The sequence below is a fragment of the Pseudocolwellia sp. G5-9 genome, assembly GCF_055808995.1.
Map to the genome: position 1 here is coordinate 4300649 of NZ_CM147893.1, position 26634 is coordinate 4327282.

Annotated in this window: 22 protein-coding genes; 15 read left to right on the forward strand and 7 right to left on the reverse strand. The window is 35.8% G+C overall.

All coding sequences use genetic code 11. The features are described from left to right. Nucleotides 1-11: 11 nt before the first annotated feature. Nucleotides 12-1739 carry a bifunctional isocitrate dehydrogenase kinase/phosphatase gene (gene aceK, locus AC0L5Q_RS18780; RefSeq protein ID WP_473613075.1) on the reverse strand — a complete coding sequence of 576 codons (1728 nt, stop codon included), beginning with the start codon at nucleotides 1737-1739 and terminating at the stop codon, nucleotides 12-14. 225 nt (nucleotides 1740-1964) lie between these two features. Here aceK and queA point away from each other — a divergent pair, with 225 nt between their 5' ends. The 5 genes from queA to secF all read left to right on the forward strand — a co-directional run bounded on the left by queA (nucleotide 1965) and on the right by secF (nucleotide 7576). Next, nucleotides 1965-3011, forward strand: a complete 1047-nt coding sequence (gene queA / locus AC0L5Q_RS18785) for a tRNA preQ1(34) S-adenosylmethionine ribosyltransferase-isomerase QueA (RefSeq protein WP_473613076.1) — start codon at nucleotides 1965-1967, stop codon at nucleotides 3009-3011. A gap of 85 nt (nucleotides 3012-3096) precedes the next feature. Further along, a complete protein-coding gene (gene tgt, locus AC0L5Q_RS18790) occupies nucleotides 3097-4227 on the forward strand; it encodes a tRNA guanosine(34) transglycosylase Tgt (RefSeq protein ID WP_473613077.1) in 1131 nt (376 codons plus the stop codon). Between the two features lie 79 nt (nucleotides 4228-4306). Next, nucleotides 4307-4642, forward strand: a complete 336-nt coding sequence (gene yajC / locus AC0L5Q_RS18795; protein WP_473613078.1) for a preprotein translocase subunit YajC — start codon at nucleotides 4307-4309, stop codon at nucleotides 4640-4642. 119 nt (nucleotides 4643-4761) lie between these two features. Next, entirely contained in the window at nucleotides 4762-6609 is a 1848-nt protein-coding gene (gene secD, locus AC0L5Q_RS18800) for a protein translocase subunit SecD (RefSeq protein ID WP_473613079.1), read from the forward strand. 19 nt (nucleotides 6610-6628) lie between these two features. Then, nucleotides 6629-7576 (forward strand): protein translocase subunit SecF, encoded by a 948-nt coding sequence (gene secF / locus AC0L5Q_RS18805; RefSeq protein WP_473613080.1) that lies wholly within the window; start codon nucleotides 6629-6631, stop codon nucleotides 7574-7576. Nucleotides 7577-7666: 90 nt separating this feature from the next. Here secF and AC0L5Q_RS18810 read toward each other — a convergent pair whose 3' ends face one another. Further along, on the reverse strand, nucleotides 7667-8869 hold the full coding sequence (locus AC0L5Q_RS18810; protein WP_473613081.1) for an HD-GYP domain-containing protein: 1203 nt from the start codon (nucleotides 8867-8869) through the stop codon (nucleotides 7667-7669). A 247-nt stretch (nucleotides 8870-9116) separates the two neighbouring features. Between AC0L5Q_RS18810 and AC0L5Q_RS18815 the strand changes: the two genes are divergently transcribed. Beyond that, nucleotides 9117-11657 (forward strand): TonB-dependent receptor, encoded by a 2541-nt coding sequence (locus AC0L5Q_RS18815; protein WP_473613082.1) that lies wholly within the window; start codon nucleotides 9117-9119, stop codon nucleotides 11655-11657. A gap of 122 nt (nucleotides 11658-11779) precedes the next feature. Further along, nucleotides 11780-13384 carry a tetratricopeptide repeat-containing sulfotransferase family protein gene (locus AC0L5Q_RS18820; protein WP_473613083.1) on the forward strand — a complete coding sequence of 535 codons (1605 nt, stop codon included), beginning with the start codon at nucleotides 11780-11782 and terminating at the stop codon, nucleotides 13382-13384. A 105-nt stretch (nucleotides 13385-13489) separates the two neighbouring features. Here AC0L5Q_RS18820 and AC0L5Q_RS18825 read toward each other — a convergent pair whose 3' ends face one another. Further along, nucleotides 13490-13828 carry a hypothetical protein gene (locus AC0L5Q_RS18825; protein ID WP_473613084.1) on the reverse strand — a complete coding sequence of 113 codons (339 nt, stop codon included), beginning with the start codon at nucleotides 13826-13828 and terminating at the stop codon, nucleotides 13490-13492. 385 nt (nucleotides 13829-14213) lie between these two features. Between AC0L5Q_RS18825 and AC0L5Q_RS18830 the strand changes: the two genes are divergently transcribed. Then, complete coding sequence (locus AC0L5Q_RS18830; RefSeq protein WP_473613085.1) at nucleotides 14214-15875, forward strand: hypothetical protein; 1662 nt, start codon at nucleotides 14214-14216, stop codon at nucleotides 15873-15875. 76 nt (nucleotides 15876-15951) lie between these two features. Next, nucleotides 15952-18654, forward strand: coding sequence for a TonB-dependent receptor plug domain-containing protein (locus AC0L5Q_RS18835; protein ID WP_473613086.1), 2703 nt, complete (start codon nucleotides 15952-15954; stop codon nucleotides 18652-18654). A gap of 71 nt (nucleotides 18655-18725) precedes the next feature. On the opposite strand, the gene AC0L5Q_RS18840 is transcribed toward AC0L5Q_RS18835, so the two are convergent. From AC0L5Q_RS18840 to AC0L5Q_RS18855, 4 genes are read right to left on the reverse strand one after another with little or no spacing between them, the layout of a single operon-like run. Continuing rightward, nucleotides 18726-19355 (reverse strand): PqiC family protein, encoded by a 630-nt coding sequence (locus AC0L5Q_RS18840; protein WP_473613087.1) that lies wholly within the window; start codon nucleotides 19353-19355, stop codon nucleotides 18726-18728. A gap of 25 nt (nucleotides 19356-19380) precedes the next feature. After that, nucleotides 19381-21030, reverse strand: coding sequence for an intermembrane transport protein PqiB (gene pqiB / locus AC0L5Q_RS18845; protein WP_473613088.1), 1650 nt, complete (start codon nucleotides 21028-21030; stop codon nucleotides 19381-19383). Beyond that, nucleotides 21023-21637: a paraquat-inducible protein A gene (locus AC0L5Q_RS18850; protein WP_473613089.1), complete on the reverse strand. Its 615-nt coding sequence runs from the start codon at nucleotides 21635-21637 to the stop codon at nucleotides 21023-21025. The genes pqiB and AC0L5Q_RS18850 overlap by 8 nt, the downstream gene beginning before the upstream one ends. Continuing rightward, nucleotides 21634-22260: a paraquat-inducible protein A gene (locus AC0L5Q_RS18855; RefSeq protein WP_473613090.1), complete on the reverse strand. Its 627-nt coding sequence runs from the start codon at nucleotides 22258-22260 to the stop codon at nucleotides 21634-21636. The genes AC0L5Q_RS18850 and AC0L5Q_RS18855 overlap by 4 nt, the downstream gene beginning before the upstream one ends. A 238-nt stretch (nucleotides 22261-22498) precedes the next feature. On the opposite strand from AC0L5Q_RS18855, the gene AC0L5Q_RS18860 reads away from it, so the two are divergent. The 6 genes from AC0L5Q_RS18860 (at nucleotide 22499) to surE (ending at nucleotide 26631) form a co-directional block, all read left to right on the forward strand. Then, on the forward strand, nucleotides 22499-23116 hold the full coding sequence (locus tag AC0L5Q_RS18860) for a hypothetical protein (protein WP_473613091.1): 618 nt from the start codon (nucleotides 22499-22501) through the stop codon (nucleotides 23114-23116). Between the two features lie 83 nt (nucleotides 23117-23199). Further along, nucleotides 23200-23520: a cell division protein FtsB gene (gene ftsB, locus AC0L5Q_RS18865; RefSeq protein WP_473613092.1), complete on the forward strand. Its 321-nt coding sequence runs from the start codon at nucleotides 23200-23202 to the stop codon at nucleotides 23518-23520. A gap of 2 nt (nucleotides 23521-23522) precedes the next feature. Then, nucleotides 23523-24293, forward strand: coding sequence for a 2-C-methyl-D-erythritol 4-phosphate cytidylyltransferase (gene ispD, locus AC0L5Q_RS18870; protein WP_473613093.1), 771 nt, complete (start codon nucleotides 23523-23525; stop codon nucleotides 24291-24293). Then, nucleotides 24293-24775, forward strand: coding sequence for a 2-C-methyl-D-erythritol 2,4-cyclodiphosphate synthase (gene ispF, locus AC0L5Q_RS18875; RefSeq protein WP_077338201.1), 483 nt, complete (start codon nucleotides 24293-24295; stop codon nucleotides 24773-24775). The genes ispD and ispF overlap by 1 nt, the downstream gene beginning before the upstream one ends. Nucleotides 24776-24805: 30 nt before the next feature. Next, nucleotides 24806-25864 (forward strand): tRNA pseudouridine(13) synthase TruD, encoded by a 1059-nt coding sequence (gene truD / locus AC0L5Q_RS18880; protein WP_473613094.1) that lies wholly within the window; start codon nucleotides 24806-24808, stop codon nucleotides 25862-25864. Between the two features lie 20 nt (nucleotides 25865-25884). Beyond that, nucleotides 25885-26631, forward strand: coding sequence for a 5'/3'-nucleotidase SurE (gene surE, locus AC0L5Q_RS18885; RefSeq protein WP_473613095.1), 747 nt, complete (start codon nucleotides 25885-25887; stop codon nucleotides 26629-26631). Nucleotides 26632-26634 lie beyond the last annotated feature (3 nt).

Genomic DNA, 26634 nt, shown 5'->3' on the forward strand with positions numbered 1-26634 from the left:
AATCTTCTTTATTATTCAAATAGATTACAAAAACGTAGCTCGTCAGGGTAAGGAAAAACATCGCCGAATACTTTGTTTTCTAAATTATGTTGCACATTTTGCCAATATTTTGCGTTGAGCAAGTCTTCGTGTTGTGCAATAAAGGCTGCACGATACTTTTTGTTGGATAAAGCAAAGGTGGCAATTTCTTCAGGAAATACATCAGCAGGTGCTACTGAATACCAAGGTTCAGAGGCATAAATTTGCTCTTCTGTTTTAGCTTCAGGAATGGTTCTAAAGTTCACCTCATTCATATAGGTTATTTCATCGTAATCATAAAAAATAACTCGGCCATGGCGAGTAACCCCAAAGTTTTTCAAAAGCATATCACCAGGAAATATATCAGCGGCTATTAATTGTTTAATAGCCTGTCCGTATCCGTACATTGCATCACTAATTTCATCATCATTAGCATTAGATAAATATATATTAAGCGGGATCATGCGGCGTTCAATGTATAAATGCTCTATTACTATCATGTCGCCATCTTCCTTAATAATAGAAGGGGCGACATCATATAGCTCTTGTAATAACTCTGCCGAGAATCGACTTTTAGGAAAAGCAACTTTGGAATACTCCATTGTATCCGCCATACGACCTACCCTGTCATGATGTTTAACAAGGCGATATTTGGCTTTTACGTCTTGCTTAGTCATATTTTTACTGGGAGCAAATTTATCTTTAATTATTTTAAAAACATAAGGGTAAGAAGGAAGAGTAAATACACTCATTACCATGCCTTTTATGCCGGGAGCGAGCTCAAGTTTGTCGTTACTGGTAGATAAATGATTAAGAAAGTCGCGATAAAACTCAGTTTTCCCTTGTTTATGAAAACCTATAGCAGAATAAAGATCGGCACGCGTTTTATGCGGAATAAGTGATCGCAAAAAACTTACTAGAGCGTAAGGATGTTCGCAATTAACAAAAAAGTACGCTCTAGCAAAACCAAAGACAACCGCCATAGTTTCTGAATCAGTCAGTACCGCATCGATAAAAAGCCCTTTTTTAGGCTCGTTGAGTATTGAAATAATAAAAGGAGTTATGCCAGCCGGTGAAATAACACGGCCAATAATATAAGCGCCTTTGTTGCGATAAAATACAAAATTTAATACATCAAACTGTAGGCTCTCAATCTGAAACATGGTTTTTTTAGCGCGTTGCCTAAAGATATTAATTAACATATTGGCATCTCGGTCAATATTATTGTAAGGCACATTAAAGTTAGGGTAGGTGATCATATCTTTAATAGTATTTAAAACGCCTTTCTCTGCCGGCTGATATCGAGTGTAAATAACAGGGGGTTGCTCGCAATCTAAGCGACAAGCAGTGCTTTCTACAAAAATATAATCGTTGTGGTAATACTGGCGAGAGAATAAGTTACAAAATACAGAATTATAAAAAGATTCAGCGAGATCTGGCTGCTTATGTGTGGCTAATAGGCCGATGTAAGCCATTTTTACTTCTAACCATAAAGATTCGTCTAAATCATTAATATTAAATTCTTGATGAAGATGCTCTAACGTTTCAGTAACTCTATGCTCATAAAAATCGGTTCTTTGTTTAGCCGCAACCTGAACTTCGCTCCATTGACCTTGTTCAAAACGAGTTTTAGCCGACTGTGTTATTTCACTATAAAGAAAAATATGGCGTTCAAAACCGTCTAATATTTTTTGTGCAATTGCGTATGAAAGGCTTCTCATTATTATTCCTCATAACCACTGTTTTATGAGCATATTATAAATAGCAAAAATAGGGAGGTATGTTTCATGAATACCAAGTATAAATAACCTAAATTTAGCTGAGTTCGCTATTAGTTGCTTAAGTTAAGCTGATAAAACACTCAAATACTAGTTTTCTCTTGCTATTCAAGGCTTGTAGCACTAAAATTACGCGTTTTTTTATACTAAAAAGTACTTGTTTTTAACATGCGTGTAGCCGATTTTTCGTTTGAATTACCCGAAGAGCTTATAGCTCGTTATCCTAAAGCTGATAGAACGTCTAGCCGATTAATGTCGTTAGATGGAAACAGTGGCAATATTGAAGATCTTAATTTCTTAAATATTATCGACAAAGTAAACGCTGGCGATTTGCTTGTATTTAATAATACACGCGTTATACCGGCTCGTATGTTTGGTAAAAAAGCTACCGGTGGACAAGTTGAAGTATTAGTAGAGCGCTTGCTTGATGACCGTAGGTTTTTGGCGCATGTTCGAGCAAGTAAATCACCAAAAGTAGGTTCTGAGGTTATTTTAGAAGATAAAGTAACTGCAACTATGGTGGCTCGTCACGATGCTTTATTTGAGTTTGAAGTGCATGGCGAACAATCTGTTTTAACCGTGTTGGAAGATATTGGCCATATGCCTTTACCGCCTTATATCGATCGCCCTGATGAAGAAAGCGACCGAGAAAGGTATCAAACAGTTTACAATGAAAAACCCGGTGCAGTTGCGGCTCCAACGGCAGGTTTACATTTTGACGATGCATTACTCGAACAGTTAAAAAGCAAAGGTGTAAATTTAGCCTTTGTTACTCTTCATGTAGGTGCTGGAACTTTTCAACCGGTACGTGTTGATGAAATAGCTGATCACATCATGCATGCTGAATATGTAGAAGTACCGGCAGAAGTGGTAGAGCAAATTAAACAAACAAAAGCTGCTGGTGGCCGTGTCATTGGCGTAGGTACAACTTCAGTTAGATCATTAGAAAGCGCAGCAAAAGCAGCGAAAGAAAAAGGTGAAACACTAACCGAGTTTTATGGTGATACAGATATTTTTATTACACCAGGTTATCAGTTTGAAGTGATTGACGCGCTTATTACTAACTTTCATTTATCTGAATCCACCTTATTAATGCTGGTAAGTGCATTTTCAGGTTACGAAAATATAATGGCAGCGTATAAACATGCTGTTGCAAACGAATATAGATTTTTTAGTTATGGTGATGCTATGTTTCTCACCAAAAAAGTTAACTAACTCTTTTAATTAAACTTTTTAGTTAAAGCTTTTAGTTAATACATATTGCCGCTAGCCTGTTTCGCTAGTGGGCTAAGGAAAATAAATGAAATACGAATTAATCAATACTGACGGAAAAGCACGAAGAGGTCGATTAACCTTTTCTCGCGGTACAGTAGAAACTCCAGCTTTTATGCCTGTAGGTACTTACGGTACTGTTAAAGGTATGAAAACTGAAGAAGTTGCAGATACTGGTGCTGAAATTATTTTAGGGAATACCTTCCACTTAATGTTACGTCCTGGTACTGAGATTGTAGAACAGCATGGTGGTCTTCACGATTTTATTAATTGGGATAAACCTATTCTTACCGACTCAGGTGGATTCCAAGTATTTAGCCTAGGTGCTATGCGTAAAATCACAGAAGAAGGCGTTAAATTTAGCTCACCAGTAAACGGTGAAAAAATCATGTTAACACCTGAACGTTCAATGGAAGTGCAAAAAAGCTTAGGTTCAGATGTTGTAATGATATTTGACGAATGTACGCCATACCCTGCGACTCATAAAGAATCGAAAGAGTCTATGGAGCTTTCATTACGCTGGGCGCAACGCTCTAAAGATGCTCATGGTGATAATCCATCTGCACTTTTTGGTATTGTTCAAGGCGGAATGTATGAAGACTTACGTGAAGTATCTATTAATGGTTTAAAAGCTATTGATTTTGATGGCTACGCAATTGGTGGTTTATCTGTAGGCGAGCCTAAAGAAGATATGATCCGTATATTAGATCATACCGCACCCTTGATACCTGATAATAAGCCCCGATATCTGATGGGGGTAGGTAAACCAGAAGACTTAGTTGAAGGTGTTCGTCGCGGTATTGATATGTTTGATTGTGTTATGCCAACACGTAATGCCCGTAATGGTCATTTATTTGTAACTGATGGTGTAATTAAAATAAGAAATGCACGCCATAAAACAGATACTGGCCCACTAGATCCTGAGTGTGATTGTTATACCTGTAAAAACTATTCTCGTGCTTATCTTCATCATTTAGATAAATGTAAAGAAATTTTAGGTTCTCAATTAAATACGTTGCATAATTTACATTTTTATCAACGCATTATGAAAGGCCTACGTCATGCTATTGAAAACAATAAGCTTGATGAATATGTTACTCAGTTTTATGCTTTAAGAAATTTACCTGTACCACCTTTAGCTGGCTCTGAAGCTGAATAAAAGTGATACAAAATAAACTAGCCTAATTGGTATAGTTTACCTAATTTAACAATTTTAATATTAAAAATAAGAGGAATTTATGAGTTTATTTATTAGTAAAGCACATGCAGCAGCAGCTCCAGCAGCAGCGGGTGGTGGTATGGAAATGATCATCATGTTAGCGGTATTTGGTGCAGTATTTTATTTTATGATTTACCGCCCACAAGCTAAGCGTGTTAAAGAGCACAAAAACTTAATGTCTGCTCTTTCAAAAGGCGATGAAGTATTAACGCAAGGCGGCATTGTTGGTAAAATAGTTAAAGTGTCTGATGAAAAAGATTTCTTGGTAGTAAGTATTGCCGAAGGTACTGAAGTAACAGTACAAAAAGGTTCTATCAATGCTGTACTTCCAAAAGGCACAATGAAGTCATTGTAATTACATACCAAGCAGCATAGTAATGAGGCTGCTTGGTATTAGTCACATTTAGTGCCTGTATTATGTTTTAATATAATACAGGCACTAAATTATTTATTAACAAAAAATAGGACGATATTGTGTTAAACAAATATCCATTATGGAAAACACTAATGGTACTTTTTATAGTAGTTGTTGGTGCTTTATATGCTTCTCCAAATTTATATGGTGAAGATCCTGCGGTACAAATATCAGGATTACGTGGTGTAGAGATCACAGCATCTACACTCGATACTGTAAAAAAAGAGTTAGCAGACGAAAACATCCCATTTTCAAATATTGTTCTTGATAAAGGGCAAATTTTAGCGCGCTTTTTAAGTACCGAAGAACAATTAAAAGCCCGTGATTTGTTAATTGATAATTTAGGCGAAAACTATTCTGTTGCTTTAAACCTAACTCCGGCAACACCTAAATGGCTAGCTCAATTAGGTGGTACACCAATGAAGCTAGGTTTAGATTTAAGTGGTGGTGTAAGCTTCTTGATGGAAGTTAACATGAAAGTGGCTATTAATAAGGCAACAACAAATATTATTGATAGCTTTAGAACTGATTTACGTACCGAAAAAATTAGATACCGCTCAGTAAAAGAAACTGACAAAGGTGTGCAAGTTGTTTTTCGTAAAGCTGAAGATTTAGATGAAGCTGAAAGCTTTATCAAAAAGAAATTTGGCGATTTATTGTTAACAACGGATAGCGATAAATTAACGTTAACAGCAGCAATGACTGATGCAAAAATTAAAGAAGTACGTGATTACGCCCTACAACAAAATATTACCATTATTCGTAACCGTGTTAATGAACTTGGTGTTGCAGAGCCATTAGTACAACGTCAAGGTAAGAAACATATTGTTATTGAGTTACCGGGTGTTCAAGACACGGCAGTAGCTAAAGCAATTCTAAGTGCTACAGCAACAATCGATTTTAGAATGGTTGATACTGAAGGCGATTTAGCCAGTGCGTTAAATGGTCGAGTGCCAGCAAGTTCAGAAATTTTATATGAACAAGATGGTAAACCTGTACTACTTAAAAAGCGTGTAATGCTTGAAGGTAGTCACATTGTTGATGCTAAATCAGGGTTCGACGAATACAGTCGCCCACAGGTAAACATTGATTTAGATGCTGCTGGCGGTAGTAAAATATCGAACTTCACTAAAAGTAACATTGGTAAGCCAATGGCTACAGTATTTATTGAATACAAACCTACTAAAAAGAAAGATGCTGAAGGCAATACTATTTTTGAAAAAGTAGAAGAAGTTATCAGTGTTGCAACGATTCAATCTCGTTTAGGTAACAGCTTTAGAATTACAGGTGCCGGTAGCCAAGCTGAAGCACATAGCTTAGCGTTATTGTTAAGAGCTGGTGCATTAATCGCTCCTATTCAAATTGTTGAAGAAAGAACAGTAGGGCCAACTTTAGGTGCTGAAAACGTTAAATTAGGTTTTCAAGCTATCTTAATGGGATTTGGTTTAGTCTTTATCTTTATGATGATTTATTACCGTGCTTTTGGTGTAGTAGCCAACTTAGCATTAGGGGCTAACTTAGTATTAATTATTGGTGTTATGTCGTTAATACCAGGTGCAACGTTAACCTTACCGGGTATGGCAGGTATTGTATTAACAGTGGGTATGGCGGTTGATGCAAACGTATTGATATTTGAACGTATTCGAGAAGAAATTCGAGCAGGTAAATCAATTCAGCAAGCGATACACCAAGGTTACGATGCTGCATTTTCTACCATTATAGATGCCAACATTACTACTTTGATCGCTGCACTTATTCTTTTTGCTGTAGGTACAGGTCCAATCAAAGGTTTTGCGGTAACATTATCAATCGGTATTCTTACTTCAATGTTCACAGCTGTTATAGGTACACGTATGGTTGTAAACGCAGTTTGGGGCGGTAAACGTCTCGATAAATTATCAATATAGTGAGAGCGAAGAGTTAATTATGCAAATTTTCCAATTAAAAGAAACACTCGCTTTTATGCGTTACAGAAAGGTAGCATTAATATTTAGTTTATTATTGATGTGTGCTTCGGTATTTTCACTTTTTACCAACAAGTTAAGTTTAGGATTAGATTTTACTGGTGGTACGTTAATCGAAGTTGGTTTTAAAGAACCGGCTGATTTAACTAAAGTTCGTGATGTACTGGATAAAAATGGTTACAGCGATGCTGTTGTTCAGCTTTATGGTTCAAGTAGAGATGTTGTCATTCGCTTGGCTGAACGCCAAGGTGTTAAAGTTGAATTATTAGGTGACCAAGTACTTAACACAATCAAAGAAGGTACTGGTGTTGAACTCGACATGAGACGTATTGAATTTGTTGGTGGTAGTGTTGGTGACGAGCTAGCAGAACAAGGTGGCTTAGCTATGCTTACCGCCTTAATTTGTATTTTAGTTTACGTTGCATTTCGTTTTGAATGGCGTTTCGCACTAGGTTCTGTAATCGCTTTATTTCACGATGTATTGCTAACGTTAGGTTTATTCTCTTTCTTGAAAATAGAATTTGATTTAACGGTATTAGCGGCAATCTTGGCGGTTATTGGTTACTCCCTCAACGATACGATTGTTGTATCTGATCGCATACGTGAAAACTTTAGAAAAGTACGTGATAGCAGCGCCTCTGAAATTATTGATATTTCATTAACGCAAACATTAAGCCGTACGTTTATTACTTCTATAACTACTTTATTAGTATTAGCAGCATTGTTCTTTAGAGGCGGTGAATTGATTCATGGCTTTGCAACTGCATTATTATTTGGTGTGTTTGTAGGTACTTATTCGTCTGTATATGTAGCAAGCTCTGTTGCATTGGCGTTAGGTATTTCTAAAGAAGATTTAATACCTGAAGTGATTGAGAAAGAAGGTGAAGATCAAGAGGCGATGATGCCTTAACCGTCTTTTAAATTAGCGTTTTGTTAATTAAAGTCATTAATAAAAACCAGCATTTTTGCTGGTTTTTTGTTTTAAAGGCTAAGGGAAGGGTTAACCAATAACTTCTCGGATCACTTTTGATATATTAATTTTATAGTCTTCGGGTTTTGCAGCAGCGCTAATGGTTATTGCTTCTTTATCTAAAAAATATTCTTTAGAGGTAATGCTTCGTTCATATTTGGTACTATAAAAAGCAATAACGGTTGGTTCTAAAGGCGCTTCTCTGTTCCCTTTAATAATGACAGCCAATGTTTCATTCGATAACTTAACTACCGAACCAACAGGGTGTACGCCAATATATTTAATAAATTGCTGTACTAAAGTTCGATCAAATTGTTCATTTTTCGACATTAAGTACCTTAAGGCGTTAATAGGTTGCTCGCCTTGTTTGTGATGTTTGTTTCCCGTCATTGCATCATAAACATCTACAATGGCTGTTATTCTTGCAAGCCGAGATAACTTACAAGCATTTAGTCCGCGAGGGTAGCCAGAACCATCAAGTCTTTCATGATGGTTAATCATCATATCGGTTGTTATTTTATTGCTTAAGCCTTGCGAGTGGCAAATTTTATGACCCCAAGTAAGATGCTTTCGCGTGAGTTCTTGTTCATTTGGGGTTAATTTTCCCTTTTTATCTAAAATTGTTTTAGGTATTTTTGCTACACCTACATCATGTAGTAAAGCACCAATCGCTATTTGTGTTGCTGCTTCTTTTTTCAACCCTAAAAATAATACAAAACCGCACATTAAAATGGCGCTATTAACGGCGTGTTCCCATTGATAAGTACTTTTGTCTCTAATTCTTGTTAATATTGATATAGCGTATTCGTTTCTAATGATTGAATTTGTAATTTCTTCAGCGAGTTGATTAATAGCGGTTATATTAATTTTTTTATCCGTGTTTATGTCGTTAAATAAATCTTTAATGGTTTCTGTGGCGTTATCATATATTTTACAAGAATGATGAAATTCCTCGGCGACAGATTTTTGTTTATGAAGTGTCTTTTTAGAGGAGGGATGCGGAAGAGTTTTTTTAGCGACAGTAATGTTTTCAGCTGGAGGATTCAGCGATTTATCTTCCCTAATAACAATGCTTGTAACGCCTTGTTTTTTTAATTGGTTAATAATATCGTTAGATTTTACTAAGCCTTTCGTTTTAATTTTAAAAAAACGTTTTTCACATTTTACATCTAAAACGTACATGCCGAGTTTTAATTCTTCGACGGAAATAGTACTCGACGATATTTCAGGCATATATGCTCTTTATTATTATTATTTTTATTGCTGTATTTTTGCGCACTTTTAAAATAGATACAATAGAGTTCGTTCAGAAGAGAAAATTATGTGATTTAATTGATAAAAATATCTACAATCTGCTACAAAGCTACCTTATAGTGTGGTTGTCATAAATTAAAATAATAACAATTACGTTTAACTTAGTTTTTATGCGCTTTATCGTAAATTATAAGGCGACAAGAATTATAAAATACCAAGGGAAATTATGATTAATAATACTCCATTATTTAAAAAATCAGCTGTTTTTTTAGCCTTAAGTTCAACCTTTCTCATTCCAAACTATGTTATCGCTGAAGAAGCTGATAATACTGAAATGCATGGTATTGAGCGTATTCAAGTTACGGCTTCTCGTCGTGCTTCATCAGTTCAAGAAGCTCCACTAAATATTACCGCTTTAGATAGCGATGTAATGAAAGATCAAAATATTGGTAAATTAACTGAAATCGCGCGTTGGGTTCCAGGTTTATCTATACCCGACCAAGGTGGTCGTGGTGGTAATAATATTATTGTTCGTGGCTTAAGTACTAACTCTACAGGCCCTGATTCAGATGGTGGAACCGTTGCTACTTACTTTGGTGAAATGCCATTAGAGGTTGATGTTCGTTTAATTGATGTTGAACGTGTAGAAGTACTTATTGGGCCACAAGGTACTTTATACGGTGCAGGTACTTTAGGTGGAGCATTACGTTATATTCCCAAAAAAGCAGAGCTTGACGTAACGAGCGTTGAGCTTTCAGGCGATTTATTTAACGGTGCAGAGTCTGATAACCTTGGTGGTGAAACAAGCTTTATTATTAATACACCACTTATTGAAGATGTTTTAGCGGTTCGTGCTTCATTTAATTATTATAACGACCCTGGCTTTATTGATTACGCTTACACGGTAAAAGAAGGTGGTGTATCTAACCCTGATCCTGATTGGAATAATCCGCAAGAGGTTAACGATAATATTCGTTCCGTTAACGATGCTAACGGCGAAGAAGTACTAACAAGTCGTATTGCATTACGCTGGACTCCTACTGATTGGTTAGATGGTACATTAACTTATCTTTATCAAAAAAGTGAAGTTGAAGGCCGTACCGTATCTAATTACAAAACTTTAGGAGCTGGAAACCCCTTAAGAGATTTAGTAGGAAAATATGAGTCAGCCGAACGTTATTTAGAACCTGAAGAAAACAAAGATTCATTAATTAGTTTAGAGCTTACTGCTGATTTAGGCTTTGCTGAACTTGTGTCGGCAACTGGTTTTTCAGAGCATAAAAATGAAGGCCAACGTGATCAAACCGACTTATTAATTGCGAACGATTGGAGCTATGAGACTTTTCCTACTTTTTCGGCTTTTACTCGTGAAACTGAAGACTATGATAATTTTACACAGGAAGTGAGATTGGTGAGCCAATCAGATTCTATGTTTTCTTGGATTGTTGGTGCTTACTACAATAAAGATAGTGGTGAGGCATTAAGTGAAGAATATACTCCTCATTATGCCGAATTTGCGGGTTCAGATCGTGCTGATGATTTAGAGTATTTACAATACACTGATGAAGATGTTGTTGAAAAAGCATTGTTTGGTGAAATGAGTTTTCAATTTACAGAGAAATTTAATGTAACTCTAGGTGCTCGTTTTTATAAATACGATATAGATACAACTTCTGCATTTACATTAGGGTTATGGGATTGGGAAAGAGATTTAATAGGTGATTCTTTAGTATTTGATCCTGAAGCTATTGATGATGATGGAAATAAAGTACTTATTAATACATTGAGTGACGGTGACGGTAGTTTATTTAAACTAAATGCTAGTTATAAATTTACGCCAGATATTATGTTGTATGCGACTATTAGTGAAGGTTTTCGTTTAGGCGGTACTAATGGTATAGCTGCTTGTCCTGAAAAACTTGTTGCAGGACAACAATATGTTTGTGCAGAACCTGAAGAATTTGCTTACAAACCCGATTCTACCACTAATTATGAATTAGGTTTTAAAAGTACATGGTTTGACAATAAATTACACTTTAATGCAACGCTATTTAATATAGATTGGGAAGATGCCCAAGTAGGTGGTGCTGCGACTGAAAATGGTGGTTTGCCTTATATAGCTAATGCAGGAACGGCTAATAGTAAAGGTATAGAAATTTCATCTAGAGCTATGCTTTCAGATAACCTTACTGTGTTTATAAGCTATGCGTATGCAAAAGCTAAATTAACAGAAGATGTTGTTGGTTTTTTTGGTCGATTAGAAGCAGGAGATCCCGCTACAGATGAATACTCTATTTTAACTGGTGATCGATTACCCGGAGCGCCAGAGCATCAATTTTCTTTCGGTGTTAATTATTCTCAAGAAGTGTTTGATAATAAAATGCTTGATATTGTTTATGGTATTACGGCACAGAGTGATATTTACTCTTCAGCAGGATTAAGAGCTGAAGGTGAAAGTTTACCTGGCTATGCTTTAAGTAATTTATCTGCAACTCTTTCAGATGATCAATGGTCAGTTACTTTATATGTAGATAACTTATTTAATAAATATGCTTATTCGTCAACTCGAAGTACAGGTAAATTTGCAGGGTATTATGAGTTTTCTAATACCTATCAAGATGGTGATATAATTAATGGTGTCGAAGTTGAAGATGTAGCTAAGGTTATTGACAATGAAGCCACTTTTGATCAATACCGCGCGTACTCTCACTATGTTGTAGCGCCTCGTACTATTGGTATTAAAGTTAATTACTTATTTGATTTGTAATTTAACACACCTTACATAGCGTTTTACTTATTGTATAAAAGCATTCTGTTTTTTAAATAGAATGCTTTTTTCTTTTCAGTAAAATGATCGTTCTATTAATAATTTAACCGTGATGATTTCATATGACCCAAAGCATTAAACAACTTCATGAAAAAGCGCAACAAGCGTTAAGTCATAAACAATATCAGCAAGCCCATGGTTTTCTTATTACTCTTTTGCAGCAAGATAAATACTTTGCTGATGCGTATTTTTTATTAGGGATTATTGCCTGTGATCATCATAACCATGAAAAAGGTATTCAGTTATTTGAACAGGCTCTTAAGCTTGAAGAGCATAATGCAGAAAAGAGTGCTAGCCATAAAATAGAATATTTATCACAACTTGCAAAGTCATACGCACTGGTAAGCGATCCTATTAAAGCTAATCACTTTGCAGATTTAGCTTCTGAACTTGTATCTAATCAAATAAAAGTATCAGCATTAACACTTGATACATTAGGTGTTGCATACAGCAAAATTGGCTTACATCAAAAGGCTATTCCGTTATTTCAACAAGCAGTAAAACTTGATATTAACAATGCTGCTTATTATTTTAATTTAGGCGTATCGCAAACTTTTACAGGCGATTTCACTAGTGCTCAAATATCACATGAAAATGTTATTAAGTTAGACCCGTCTTTTAGTAAGTCGTATACCGCGTTGAGTTCATTAGGTGGTGTAAATACAAAAACGTATAATTTACCTAATATGCTATCGTTGTTTGAAAACGTTACACATCCAGATGAAAAACTGCATATTGGTCATGCTATTGCCCGAGAATATGAAGCACTTAACGATTACGACCAGTCATTTAAATACTTAAGCTTAGCGAAGCAAGCCAAGCTTGATTCAATCAGTTATAACTTTGCTGATGATGAAGCGATGTTTGATAGTTTATTTACGGCTTTTGGTAAAGATAAAATCAGTGTTAAACCTTCAGTAAAAGGCTTTGATAATAACGAAGCTATTTTTATAGTAGGTATGCCTAGATCAGGCACTACGCTAGTTGAACGCATTTTGTCTCAACATACAGAGGTAACAACTGCAGGCGAGCTTGAGTACTTTTCTTTATTAGTCAAAAAAATGAGCAAATCATCAAGCCAACGTATATTAGACAAAGACACTATTGAAGCAGCCCAAACTATAAATTTTGAAGCCTTAGGTAAGGCTTACATTGAAAAAACACGCGTGCTAACAGGCAACACCCCTAGATTTATTGATAAAATGCCATTCAATGTTTTATATGTAGGTTTTATTTTACAAGCACTACCTAATGCCAAAATAGTGTGTTTAGACCGAAGTCCACTCGATACTATTATGAGTAACTTTAGGCAGTTATTTTCAGCCAATTCATACAACTATAATTATGCTTATAGTTTATCCACTACAGCGCAATATTATGTACTATTTAAGAAGCTTGCAGAATTTTGGGTAAATAAATTTCCCGATAATTTTTATCAAGTTAACTACCAAGAGTTAGTTAATGAGCCTGAATTAAAAGCAAAAGAGCTGATTAATTTTTGTGGTTTACAGTGGCAGGAATCGTGTTTATACATAAATAGCAATACGGCACCCGTAGCAACAGCAAGCGCGGTACAAGTTAGACAACCCATTAATAATAAATCTATCGATAACTGGAAAAAATACAAAAAACATATAGAACGAATTAAATTGAATTTAAAAAGTTAATCTGAATATAAAATTACGTTTTTCAGTATTAATAGGTAAATGTTAATTCTTTATGGTAAGAAGCAGAGTACTTCTAATATCGAATTACTCTGCTTAAATTGTTTTTTAGTTAACTAAAGTCATTGTGCGGAGGTAATCAGCTATACCATCTTTACATCTAGCTCCATCGTCTTCCCCTTTAGCCTCTACAGGATAAACCTTAACAAGATTCCTATTTCTTTGAGCTGAAAGAGCTCTTAAATAAATGGGACCAAAATTGTCATCATCATAATCTTTAGTGAGTACATCTAGCATCGTGCCATCATAACTACTTGTTGCAACTATAGTGATTCCATTAGCTCCAGGTGTAATCGAGTCAATGTAAGCTTCACACCAATGAGCAGCACTTACGTTAACAGAAAAAACAAATGTTGCAGCGACAGAAATCATAGATAAAAACTTCATAAATATTCCTTATTTCAAGAGTGGTTGATTTTCCAACTACAATTTATCGACTAGTTATTACAAAAAGATTATAGAAATATGAATTGGATTCTTGTGGTAAATGTTGCTGTTGCTTTAATGGTAAAGCTATAAATTCATGAAAAGTAAAATTTATATAGTTATGAATGACACATTAGATATTAACTGATTTTAAAAATTAGTTTTTTGAACGCTTATATAGTTGTTAACTAATACCTTATTAATCAACATCTTCAGCAGGTTTGTCATATTTTTGCAACTTTTCCTAAATAAAAAATACATATTTCTAAAACATTTCTGTCATTTTTCATCCGTACTATCTTCGCAACTTTATTATCAATCTTTAAAATTCCTGCGGAGCAGAAAAATGCAAATGAAAACTTTATTCCAAGTAAGTGCTATAGCAAGTGCGTTGATGTTAGTTGGTTGTGGTGGCGATATTAATATTCAACCTACAGTTAATGATAATAGCGTAACAACAACTACAACAAACAATAGCGGTGGTGGTGAAACTCCTACTACTCCGGTTCCAGCTGAAAACCCTTGTGCAAGTCGTGGCGACTTACAAGGTGCATTTAACGGTAAAGACTGTGAGTACAGCACTTCATTTGCAAGTAAAAATATTGAAATAGAAAACGACATTGAATTTGCTAAATTGGCTGACGACGGTGTGCACGTACTAAACGGTGCCTTATTAGTGGGTAAAGATTGTAATACAACAACGTCTTGTTCTATTGAAACTAATGGCCCTACATTAAAAGTTGAAGCAGGTGCTACCTTAGCATTTACTTCAGGCGAAGCGATTATTCGTATCGCTCGTGGCGCTAAAATTGATGCTATTGGTACATTTGAAGACCCAATCGTATTTACTTCTGCCAATGCCATTGCTCGTCATGATGCTGTAGGCGATGGTGCTCAATTTGCTGATTGGGGCGGAATTATCATTAATGGTTTTGGTTTAACTAACCAATGTACAAATGCACAGCGTGCTGCTTCTACTTGTAATGTAGAAACAGAAGGAATTACGAGCTACTTTGGTGGTAACGACAATGCTGATGATAGCGGTTCAATTAAATACGCTAAAATTTGGTATGCGGGTTCAGGTCCTAAAGTAGGTGGCCCAGGTGATGATTTAAACTCATTGACTTTAAATGCTGTTGGTTCAGGTTCTTCTTTTGACTTCTTACACATTCACCAAGGCTATGATGATGGTATCGAATTTTTCGGTGGCGCATCTACTATTAGTCACATTGCTGTAACAGATACACAAGATGACGCAATCGATATTGATGGCGGCTGGCAAGGTAAAGGCCAATTTATTTTTGTTAAACACGGTTCTGTAGAAACGAAAAAAGAAGTGGTTATTCCTGCTGATGGTGATGATCCAGAAAGAATCGTTCCAGCAGGTTCAAAAATATTTATGGGTAACAACGGTTTTGAAACTGACGGCGAGAAAAACGGCGGCGCAGATTACGATGAAGCTCCAGCGTCTAACCCAACTATTGCTAACGTAACGGTTATAACTACTGATGAAAAATCAGTACGTGACCAAAGTTCTTCTCAAGCAATTAAATTTGATGATGCTATTAAGTCAATGTACTACAACGCATTATTTGTTAAAGCAGACGGTGCAAACGGAACCGCTTGTATCGAACATTCATCAGATGGTGAGAAAAATGCCGATGCAATTAAATTTACTAGCTCTGTAATGACATGTGCGAATGAATTTAAAGGCGAAGCTACATTTATGTCAGGTAAAGAACCTGCAGCGTTAACAGGTACTGCAAAAGCTGATTGGTATGACAACGCAGGCTCTAGCCAACGTTTAGCTACTACTGCTTCTGTATTATCAAATGATTTTGCTACAGATGTAGACTCTGCTGATATCACAGTAACAGCAACTGATGTAACAACATTAGATGGCTTCTTCCAATCTGCAACTTATGTTGGTGCTGTTTCAGATGCTGATACTAGCTCTAACTGGTACAAGTGGGTTGAAGCTGCTGTAACGGCTGCAGAACAAGATTAATCAATCTCTTTAACACAGCAAATAGGCGCTTAACAGCGCCTATTTTTTAGATGATTAATTATTGTGGGATAGAAAAATGAATATTCAATATAAACTAAAAACAGTTAGTTTAGCAGTAAGCCTTGGTTTAATGGCAACAACATCAACAACACTTTTTGCAGAAGAGCAAAACAGTGAAATTGAAGAAGTTGTAGTTAAAGCAAGTCGACTACAAGGTAGCGCTGCAGCAGTTGTTGAAGAAAGAAGAAATCAGGCGTTTGTTGCTGATATTTTAGGCTCAGAACAAATGTCTAAAACGGGTGACAGTGACGCGGCTTCAGCACTTCGACGTGTAACAGGCTTAACATTAGTTGATGGTAAATTTATCTATGTACGTGGTTTAGGTGAACGTTATTCAAGCGCACGTTTAAATGGCGCAAGTATTCCAAGCCCTGACTTAACGCGTAACGTTGTACCTCTTGATATATTTCCTGCAAGTATTATAGAAAGCTTGTCGGTTCAAAAAGCGTTTTCTCCATCAATGCCAGCTTCTTTTGGTGGTGGCGCGATTGATATTCGCACAAAAACAGTACCTAAAAACTTTACAGGTAGTATTGAACTAGGCGTAGGTTACGACAGCGAATCAAACTCTGGTTATACTTATGATCGCCACGGTGGTGGTATACCTAAAGCATTAAACGAAGCTATTGTTCATTATAAAGGTGATTTTAGCTTACGTAATATTATTGTTACCGACAATTTAGTAGACAATGACAATGCGTCGCGCGCTGATCAAGCAACGCTTATTAATAACAGTTTATTAAAAACACTACCTCGTGATTTAGTGATGAAAGATGAATCATTAGATCCTGCTTATAATATAAAAGGTAGTATAGGTAACTCATTTGATGAAGATTACTTAGGTGGCACCATTGGATTTTTAGCGGCAGTTTCGTACGATAAAAATCAAAAAAACACCAATAAAACATCATCGGTGATCAGTGAAAACTTAGTTGAAAACTGTAGCTCTGTTTTAAATACTGCAGAAGATGTGACTAACTCTTGTTATAACATTACTAAAACGTCTGATGTTACAACAGATAACAAGCGTTTAAGTGGTATTTTTAATGTCGGTTATCAGGTAAACGATCTATACGGAAACCATAAATTATTATGGTCTAACATCTATTTACAAGATGCTGAAGACGAAACCTCGATAGGTATTATTCAAAGCCCTAACGGAAGTACAATTAATACGATTGCAAGTAATGGTGTTGCTCAACGCGAGCACGAATTTACGTATGAAGAGCGCGAGCTTGAAATTATGCAATTTATTGGTGAGCATACTTTTCTTAAATTAAACGGTTTAGGTTTTGATTGGCAGTACACAGAGTCTGAAGCGACCACTGAAGTACCTACTGACATTGAATATAAGTTTATCGATAAATATGTTGATAATGCTTATGTTAGTTCGTCAATAACGGGTGATGACAACCGTATGGTATCGTCATACTTAGATTTACAAGATAATGTTAAATCGTATAGCGGCAACTTAACACTACCGGTTTACTTAACTGATCTTGAGATGGAATTTAAAGTTGGTTACGACTTCTCTGAAAAAGGCCGTTATTACAGTACCTCAAGTTTTGCTGTAAATAACGACACAGGTGTATCTATTCCGGTTAATACAGGTATAGACAGTGTTCTAAGCGCTACAGGGTATTTAACTGACGAACTTATTGATTCAAATAGTATTTTTGTTGACTTCAACGAACCATCTGCACCTGATGCTGATGATTACCTAGCAGGGCAAAAAATTGATGCAGGTTATGGTTCTTTTGATGTGTTTTATAAAGGTACTTGGCGTGTAAGTGGCGGTATAAGATGGGAAGAGTTTAAGCAAGTTTCTCTCGCAACATCTAGTTTGATCTTCAACGGCGACGATTTAAATATTTTCTTTTCAGAAGATAAAATTGAAGCGGGTACTATTAGAGAAGATGATTTCTTTTCTTCATTAGCGCTGACTTATATGGGCGGCGCAGACTACCAAATACGTTTAAGTTACGGTGAAACAGTTATACACCCTGATTTACGTGAAGTTGTACCTGTTGCTTACTTTGATCCATTAACGGATATTAGAACAGTGGGTCGTGTAGGTTTAGAAAGTAGCCCTATTTCTCATTATGATTTTCGTTATGAGGCTTATGGACAAAACGGCGATAACTATTCTGTAGGTCTTTTCTATAAAGATATTGAATCACCTATTGAATCGGTATTGTCTGTAGGCGACCAAGACTACACCTTAGGTTTTGTAAATGGCGAAGCAGCTAAAGTTTACGGTATAGAAGCTGAGTGGTTATATGATTTATCTTGGATGCAAGATGGTTTCTTTACTTCAGGTAACATTACCTTAAGTGATTCTGAAGTAGAAATAGACCCAGCATTAGCCGGTAACTTAACTAATACAACTAAACGTATGAATGGACATTCTCAATACGTTGTTAACTTACAAATGAATTATGATTCAGCTAATGGTAATCATAGTAGTTCGTTAGTATATAACGTATTTGGTGAGCGCATTCTTGCTTCTGGTATTAGTGGTTCAGACGATGCTTACGAGCAACCGTTCCACTCATTAGACTTGGTTTACACTTACTATCCAGACTTTAACTCTAAAGTTAAATTGAAAGTGAAAAACTTGCTTGATGAAGACCAAGAAGTTACACAGTCTGACATCGTTGTTCGTTCAAAATCGGTTGGTGTAAATGTGAGTTTAAGTTACACCTATGAATTTGAATAACGAATAATTACTATAGATTATTCAGGTTAAATAAAATCCAGTATCAGTTATTCTGATACTGGATTTTTTTATTAGGTTAATTCTTTAATGATTAAGCTTGATAACTCATCTAAAGAGTTTTTAAAGTTTTCTACAGCATGGTTATAACCATTTTCGCTCAGGGGTTGGCGAATATCAAAAAACGTTTTTTCTCGAGTATTATCCAATGTACTTTCAATTGTATAGTAACCAGAAATCACCGTTTCATGTTGCTGGTTGGCTATCGTAAATTGCTCAAACGATAGACTTAATTTTTTATTGGCTAAATGAGTGTTTTTTGAGTTTTTAAGATCGAAATATAGGTGGTTATTATTAGCTGATAGCGATGTTATTAAGTGAGCCAAAATCGCTTTTGGTAACTTGTCTCCCCAACGATGTTGGTTTGAAATTTGTATTTGATGAGAATCAACTTGCATCACTATACCTCCCGTATTTAAAAAGTCGGCGAGTGTAATATCGTTGATTATTACTAGAGTATCTTCTTGTGTTTTTTCAATATTTATTATTTTACTTGCTTGTGGTTTTATTGCATTTAATGAGTAGTATTGAATACCTTCATTCGTGTTTGAACATCCTAAAGTAAAAAGCGCTGATATTATTAAAAATGCATTAAAAGCCGCTTTTATTTGTGTACTACTTTTACTCTGTATATACGTTTTCATTGAGTAGACTCTCTTGTTCGTTAAACTATTGTTCAGCGGCTTGAGGCTGAATTTCTGTTGTATTATCGTTATTAAATATCAAACGATTAGGTTGTCTATTTAGCGTCATAATAAGGGGAGACAAGTTATTTATTGTTTTATCTAAGCTTTGTAATACCTCATTTAGCTGCTGATTAGTTTGAGAACCTTCAGAGTACGTTTTTGTTAGGCTTTCAATACCTTTTAACGTGGCATTAATTTGAGCAATAATTGTTTGGCCTTTTGGATCATTTAACAAGGTTTCAACGCGTTCTGCGGTTAAGTTAAATTGGTCCATTGACTCTGTTATGCTGGTTAAAGCTTTTGATGTAGATTTTACAATATCATTAAAAGGAATTTTTTCTATCGCTTTGGTAATGTTGTCTACTCGTGTCATTAATTGTTCTAATTCATCATCAGCGGTAGGAATGAGTAGTAAATCACCAAAAGTTTCAGGGGTTTCTAATGGTGTATTAATATATTTTAATTCAATAAATTTACTACCCGTTAATAAGTTATTCGTACTTATTACGCCATGTAAACCTTCAGATATCCTTTTTCTCATGTTTCTTTGGGTTTTATGTAAGCCTATTTTATTATCTTTAAGTCCTAATCTACCCGGATATATTTTGATCATTATGGGCAGTAGCGTGTTTTTGTCTAAAATATTAGTAATTTCAGGGTAATCTATGTCGGTTCTAACCACTTCACCTATATGTAATCCTTTATATTCAACCGGTGCACCAGGTTTTAACCCTCGTATTGTTTGGTTGAAAAGTAACATATAATTTTGACCAACGTTAAAGAGCTGTTCGTTTACCTTTTGTTTATTTGGGTAAATAGAAAATTCTGCACGTTCAGTTATGCGTTCGCCTTTTGTTAAATAAGTGGGAACATCAAATGCAACGCCACCGCCTAGTAAGGTTTCAATAGTACCAGTATTAAATTTAACGCCTTGGGCTGATAAATCGACATCAATCCCCGTAACTTCCCAAAAACGTGTGTTGGTAGTAATAAGTTGATCGTAGGGAGCTTCAATAAATACGTTGTAGTACATTTTGCCTTCTTGGGTGTTTAAATGAACATATTCAATACGGCCAGCTTGACTCCCTCTAAATAGAACAGGGTCGCCAATATCAAATGCATTATCACTACTGCTATCAAGCGTTATGTGTAAGCCAGGTGTACCTGCTGGAGTCGGTGGTGGGTTTTCTAAACCTTGAAAATGGTATCGTGTGGACTCGTCTATGCCAGGTGAAAATTCAATATATGAACCCGATAAAATTGTGGATAAACCTGACACACTACTTAAACTAACTCTAGGTTTTACTACCCAAAAATTACTGTCTTTAGTAAGTAATTCACCAACTTTTCTGTTGAGTCTTGCACTAATAATAACGCCATCTAAATTGTTATTCAGCTTTATATCTACAACTTTACCTACTGTTATATTGCGTAGTTTAATTAAACTTTCATTTTTGCTAATACCTTGTGCAGTAGCAAATTCAATGGTAATTAATGGGCCTTGTTTGAGCCATTGATCGACTACCATCCAAGCTCCTATCGCTAGGGCTATTAAAGGAATAAGCCATATAGTTGATATTTTGTTTACCGACTTTACTTCAGCTTTAGGAAGTTCGTTTTTTTGCTCAATCATGAGTAGCCTCAAAGGTATGAGATTGCCAAATAAGGCGAGGATCAAAAGTATTTGCCGCTAGCATAGTCATAACCACAAAACCTGTAAATGCAACAGCAGCAAAGCCTGCTTCAATTTTTACAATAGCGCCCATATTAACGAGTGCCACTAAAATAGATACAACATAAATATCGACCATCGACCATTTACCAATAAATTCAATAATACGAAATGAACGATAAGCCGCTTTTCTTGATTTAAAGCCAATATAGGTTGTTTCATAGCATAGCCAGCTTAATGCGAAGAGTTTTCCTAATGGAATAACAATGCTGGCAAAAAATATAATTAAGGCAACAAGGTAAGAATGACTTTGCCACAATAAAATAACACCACCGAGTATCGTGCTTTCTGTTTTACTGCCTAAAACTGTGGTGATCATCATAGGCAAAAAATTAGCGGGAATAAAAAGCAAATATGAGGTCGCCAGTAATGCCATAGTATGCTGAATACACTTAGGGCTTATTTGGGAAAGATGTGCATGGCATTGATCGCAATATGAATCAGATGCTGAATTTAGTGTTAAACAAACAGGGCATTGGCATAGTTTATTATTTTTAGCTGTGATCATGCTGCTTCCTTAGTTTGTTTGCTTTTACGTTGGTATAGCGACCATAACTGATACCGATCAAAATAAATAAAAGTGCTTGATAAACTAATAATAAACAAAAGATAAAAAAGTAAGGCGTAACCAAATTCTATGTACGCCATAGTTTGTACTTTTATAAAGCTAACTAAAATGCTGATAATAAATATTTCGGCCATATTCCACGGTTTAAGCAGTACCGTTAGTTTTAAAATAGGGTTAGTAAAAGGGAGCATTTTTGGAGTTTTAAAAGATAATGAAATATAAAGAATACAGAGTAAAAAGCACAACGGAATAATAAAGGCGGTAAATGCTAATAAAGCAGATATAAGTATATAAGTAATATTTTCAACATTTTGTATAGACTCAATTAAAGTGAGTGTTTTTTCATCACCATGCAGGCTGAAAATAATAAAGGGAAAATTTAAAGCAAATGCTAAAAATATTAAAGCTGTTACCGCACTTACTAATAGTTTTTCTTGAGCGTGCCTATAAAAGCGCGTTAATACATAGCCACAGCGGGGGCACTTGGCTTTTTCTCTATGTTTAAGAGGTGGTATTAACATGAGTAAATCGCAGTCGTGGCATGCGATATGACGCTTTTTCATTATTATTACAAACAAATTCAAGGTGGTTAGCTAGTTGTTGTAGCTTAGCTATAATTTATATTATTTTCCACTATTTCAAGTGGTTAGTTGCATTTAAATCGTGTGTTTTGTTTGTTTAGCGCATTATCTTCAAACGTCTAACCTTATTTAATTAAACTGATATAAGTCGATTTATCTTTTGCGATCAATGAAGTATGCTTAAATATCATTCATAAACGTTATAGTATTTAATCATTATATGACCGAACAGGTTTCTCTTTGGAAAAGCGAACAACAATCATCAGACTTTGCTGAGCTTTGTAATGCTTTATATGAAAGAGAATTACATGCACTTGCAAATATTGATGCTATGTCCGTTGGATTAATTCAAGGTAAATTAAAAAGCTTGCCTTATTATATTCAATGTACCGCACGACAAATGATGCAGGCATCAACGCCGTTAACCTTAGATATTCAAAATGCCAGTTGGTCAGCTAAACAGGGCGCTCATATGCCTTTATCTGATCAAGACGAAAACACGGTAAATCAATGGTACGCTAAAATTACGTTAAAACATGGACTAGTTGTTCCAATTGTTCATGATAACCATATAGCACTTGATTGTATTGACAGGATAGATGCGGAAAAACAGCGTTTTAGAACCAACGTACACGGATGGTTTTACTTTAACAAAGCACTACCTGAGAGCGACTCAACGTATCGATTATTAAAACCTAACAAACGTGTTATGACGGCTGCTTGTGCAGGTCATTGCTGGGTTAATAATCATAAATCTATTCCTGTTATGCCAACCCTTAGAGAATTACTTTTATCCTGTACTATTAATTGGCGTAATTTCAAACAACCTATTTCCTAATAACTGTAAAATATATTTAGCCATACTGAGTTAATTCCTTATAATAGTGCAATGCTTAAGGATTTGTGTATCAGCCAGCTTTTATGAGAGCAATAATCATTATTTTGTTAATATTTTTAGCCTTATTACAGCACCGTCTGTGGTTTGGAAAAAATAGTGTGCCTGATTATTTAGCTATTGAGAGCGATGTCGCTAGGCAACGAGCCGATAACGACAAGCTTATACAACGTAATAAAGTGCTCTACGCTGATACCGACGATTTAAAATCAGGTGTTGAAGGAATAGAAGAAAGAGCGCGAAATGAATTAGGTATGATCAAAGAAAACGAAGTGTTTTTTCGTATTGTTTCTACAAACAAAGCAAAAAGGCAATCAGCCGAACATTCTCAAAAGGATACTCAGTAATAATGAGTTCACCTTGTCAACAATTTGTTGTTGTAGTTCCCGCTGCTGGCGTTGGTAAAAGAATGCAGGCGCAATGTCCTAAGCAATATCTTACTATTGAACAACACACTATTTTAGAACACACCGTTTTTAAATTGTTATCTCACCCCCTCATTACACATGTTGTTATTGCCATTAGTAAAGGCGATGAGTATTTTCAAGACACAGCATTACCTTCGCATCCAAATATCTCAGTAGTACATGGTGGGGCTGAGCGTGTCGATTCAGTATTAGCGGGCTTACTCTCAATAAATAGTAACCATTTTCCTTGGGTTATGGTGCACGACGCTGCAAGACCATGTGTTGATTTAGATGATATATCGGCACTTATCGCACAAACACAAATTAACAATTGTGGTGGGTTATTAGCTTATCCTGTTCGTGACACCATGAAAAAAGCTCAATCGGTGAATGTTCAAGCTTTTCATCAAGTGGAACAGACCATAGAACGCGATAATTTATGGCATGCATTAACTCCTCAGTTATATAAAACGAATGAATTAATTTCAGCTATTACACAGGCTTTAAAAGATAAGATAGCTATAACTGATGAATCATCTGCCATAGAATATGTAGGTTTAAATAGTTTATTAATTGAAGGTAATGGCCATAATATTAAAATTACTCGGCCTGACGACTTAATGTTAGCGAATTTTATTTTGTCTCAACAAACTAAGCCTGTTGATTTAAGCGTTAACAAAGACTCTCATTCAACTTCACAAAAGGTAAAATAATGCGTATAGGACATGGTTTTGATGTACATAAGTTTGGCGGTGAAGGTCCTTTAGTATTAGCGGGTGTAAGTATTCCATACGAATTTGGATTTATTGCACATTCAGATGGTGACGTAGCTATTCATGCCCTATGTGATGCTATTTTAGGTGCCTTATGTTTAGCTGATATAGGCAATCACTTTCCTGATACCGATGGACAATACGAAAACATATCAAGCCGAATTTTATTACGCCATGTTGTAGGATTAATGCATGAACAGGGTTACGAGCTTGGAAATGCTGACATAACCATAGTTGCTCAAGCACCTAAAATTGCGCCTCATTTATTAGCAATGAGAACCTGTTTATCTGAAGATTTAACTGCTGAAATTTCTCAAGTGAATGTAAAAGCAACCACCACTGAAAAACTAGGCTACGCCGGTCGTAAAGAAGGTGTAGCGGTTCATGCCGTTGTTTTACTAACACCTAAAGCTAAATGTTAAACCTAATAAAACAAACACAGAGAAATTAACGTGAATACAGCATTACCTAAGTTTAGTTATTTATACGGTCAACCCACTTCTACTGGTTTTTTACGCAGTGAAATGGCTGATTTTAAAGTGTTTGAAAACCTGCCTTTTCAGCCTTGTGGTGAGGGTGAACATTTATTTATTCATGTTAGAAAAACGGGCGAAAACACGGCATATGTCGCTAAGCAATTAGCAACATATTTTGGTGTAAAAGAAAACCTAGTTTCTTATGCGGGCTTAAAAGATCGTTTCGCGGTAACCGAACAATGGTTTGGTATACATGTGCCAGGGAAAAAAGAATATGACCTGTCTGATCTCTCTATTGAAGGTATAGAGGTTTTAGCCAGTGCTCGACACAACAAAAAACTCCGTATAGGTGCATTATTAGGTAACCGTTTTGAGCTTACCTTGAAAAAGGTAACAAATCCTGAAGAGTTGATAAGGCGCTGGCACGCGGTTGTGGCTCATGGTGTTCCTAATTATTTTGGTGAGCAGCGTTTTGGCATTGAAGGCGGAAACATAGAAAAAGCACTTTCATTATTTTCAGGCACTAAAGTTAAAGATAAGAAAAAACGAGGCATGTATCTTTCTGCGGCACGTTCGTTAATTTTTAATAAAGTGATAGACGAACGTATTCAAGCCAATACTTTTGATAAGCCGACTGACGGCGATGTATGCATGTTAGCAGGAACACAGTCAGTATTTGTCGCTGATGAAATAGACGACAGTATAACAACACGATTTAACGAAAAAGACATTGATCTTACCGCACCTATGTGGGGCGCAGGCGAATTAATGTCGACAAAAGAAGTACAATCTTTTGAGCAAAATGTGGCAAGCCAGTATCAAGAATTTTGTGATGGCTTACCCAAGTTTGGTTTAAAGCAAGAACGCCGAAGAATTCGTCTTTGTGTTGAGAACCCAGATATAAAAGTAACAGGTAAAACTGAAGACTGTACTGTAGTATTAACCTTCTCATTACCTGCAGGCTCTTATGCTACAACGGTAATACGTGAGTTATTAGATTATACCGACCTGACTCAACGCCAAGGCCATGCTTGATAAGTTTATAAGGAAGATAAATGAAAATTTTATTAAGTAATGATGACGGTGTTCATGCAAAAGGTATCAAAGTATTATTTGAGCACTTATCTAAAGCGTTTGATGTAACACTTGTTGCACCCGATAGAAACTGTAGCGGCGCTAGTAATTCATTAACATTAGTTAACCCTTTACGTACCCATACATTAGAAAATGGATTTATAGCTGTAAATGGTACACCAACAGATTCTGTTCATTTAGGCATTAGTCAATTAATGGAGCAGCAGCCCGACTTAGTAGTGGCGGGTATTAATCATGGGCCTAATTTGGGAGATGATACACTTTATTCAGGTACTGTTGCTGCAGCTACCGAAGGGCGTCATATGGGAATGCCAGCTATTGCTGTATCTTTAGCTGGAGATCAGCACTTTGATACAGCAGCCGTAGTTGTAGTTAAAATAATAAAACGTTTAAAAGATTTTCCTTTACCGCAAGATCAAATATTGAATGTTAATGTACCCGACGTACCTTTAGCCGAATTAAAAGGCATTAAAGTGACTCGTTTAGGTAATAGACATCAAGCTGAAGCAATGAAAAAGCAACAAGATCCTTGGGGTAGAAATATATATTGGTACGGGTTGTTGGGACCTGAACAAGATGCGGGAGAGGGAACAGACTTTCATGCTATCGCCAATAATTTTGCATCTATTACACCTTTAACGGTTGATATGACTGCATACAATAGTATTGATTCAATGGCTAAGTGGGTAAATGAGCTCTCTCTTTAATTA

Bases quoted from the DNA above. Each gene is read 5' to 3' on its own strand.
- AC0L5Q_RS18815 (WP_473613082.1), top strand. From the start codon at position 9,117: ATGATTAATAATACTCCATTATTTAAAAAATCAGCTGTTTTTTTAGCC.
- AC0L5Q_RS18860 (WP_473613091.1), top strand. From the start codon at position 22,499: ATGACCGAACAGGTTTCTCTTTGGAAAAGCGAACAACAATCATCAGAC.
- AC0L5Q_RS18855 (WP_473613090.1), bottom strand. From the start codon at position 22,260: ATGAAAAAGCGTCATATCGCATGCCACGACTGCGATTTACTCATGTTA.
- AC0L5Q_RS18840 (WP_473613087.1), bottom strand. From the start codon at position 19,355: ATGAAAACGTATATACAGAGTAAAAGTAGTACACAAATAAAAGCGGCT.
- AC0L5Q_RS18850 (WP_473613089.1), bottom strand. From the start codon at position 21,637: ATGATCACAGCTAAAAATAATAAACTATGCCAATGCCCTGTTTGTTTA.
- tgt (WP_473613077.1), top strand. From the start codon at position 3,097: ATGAAATACGAATTAATCAATACTGACGGAAAAGCACGAAGAGGTCGA.
- queA (WP_473613076.1), top strand. From the start codon at position 1,965: ATGCGTGTAGCCGATTTTTCGTTTGAATTACCCGAAGAGCTTATAGCT.
- AC0L5Q_RS18825 (WP_473613084.1), bottom strand. From the start codon at position 13,828: ATGAAGTTTTTATCTATGATTTCTGTCGCTGCAACATTTGTTTTTTCT.
- ispF (WP_077338201.1), top strand. From the start codon at position 24,293: ATGCGTATAGGACATGGTTTTGATGTACATAAGTTTGGCGGTGAAGGT.
- AC0L5Q_RS18810 (WP_473613081.1), bottom strand. From the start codon at position 8,869: ATGCCTGAAATATCGTCGAGTACTATTTCCGTCGAAGAATTAAAACTC.
- AC0L5Q_RS18820 (WP_473613083.1), top strand. From the start codon at position 11,780: ATGACCCAAAGCATTAAACAACTTCATGAAAAAGCGCAACAAGCGTTA.
- AC0L5Q_RS18835 (WP_473613086.1), top strand. From the start codon at position 15,952: ATGAATATTCAATATAAACTAAAAACAGTTAGTTTAGCAGTAAGCCTT.
- aceK (WP_473613075.1), bottom strand. From the start codon at position 1,739: ATGAGAAGCCTTTCATACGCAATTGCACAAAAAATATTAGACGGTTTT.
- secF (WP_473613080.1), top strand. From the start codon at position 6,629: ATGCAAATTTTCCAATTAAAAGAAACACTCGCTTTTATGCGTTACAGA.
- ftsB (WP_473613092.1), top strand. From the start codon at position 23,200: ATGAGAGCAATAATCATTATTTTGTTAATATTTTTAGCCTTATTACAG.
- yajC (WP_473613078.1), top strand. From the start codon at position 4,307: ATGAGTTTATTTATTAGTAAAGCACATGCAGCAGCAGCTCCAGCAGCA.
- pqiB (WP_473613088.1), bottom strand. From the start codon at position 21,030: ATGATTGAGCAAAAAAACGAACTTCCTAAAGCTGAAGTAAAGTCGGTA.
- surE (WP_473613095.1), top strand. From the start codon at position 25,885: ATGAAAATTTTATTAAGTAATGATGACGGTGTTCATGCAAAAGGTATC.
- ispD (WP_473613093.1), top strand. From the start codon at position 23,523: ATGAGTTCACCTTGTCAACAATTTGTTGTTGTAGTTCCCGCTGCTGGC.
- AC0L5Q_RS18830 (WP_473613085.1), top strand. From the start codon at position 14,214: ATGCAAATGAAAACTTTATTCCAAGTAAGTGCTATAGCAAGTGCGTTG.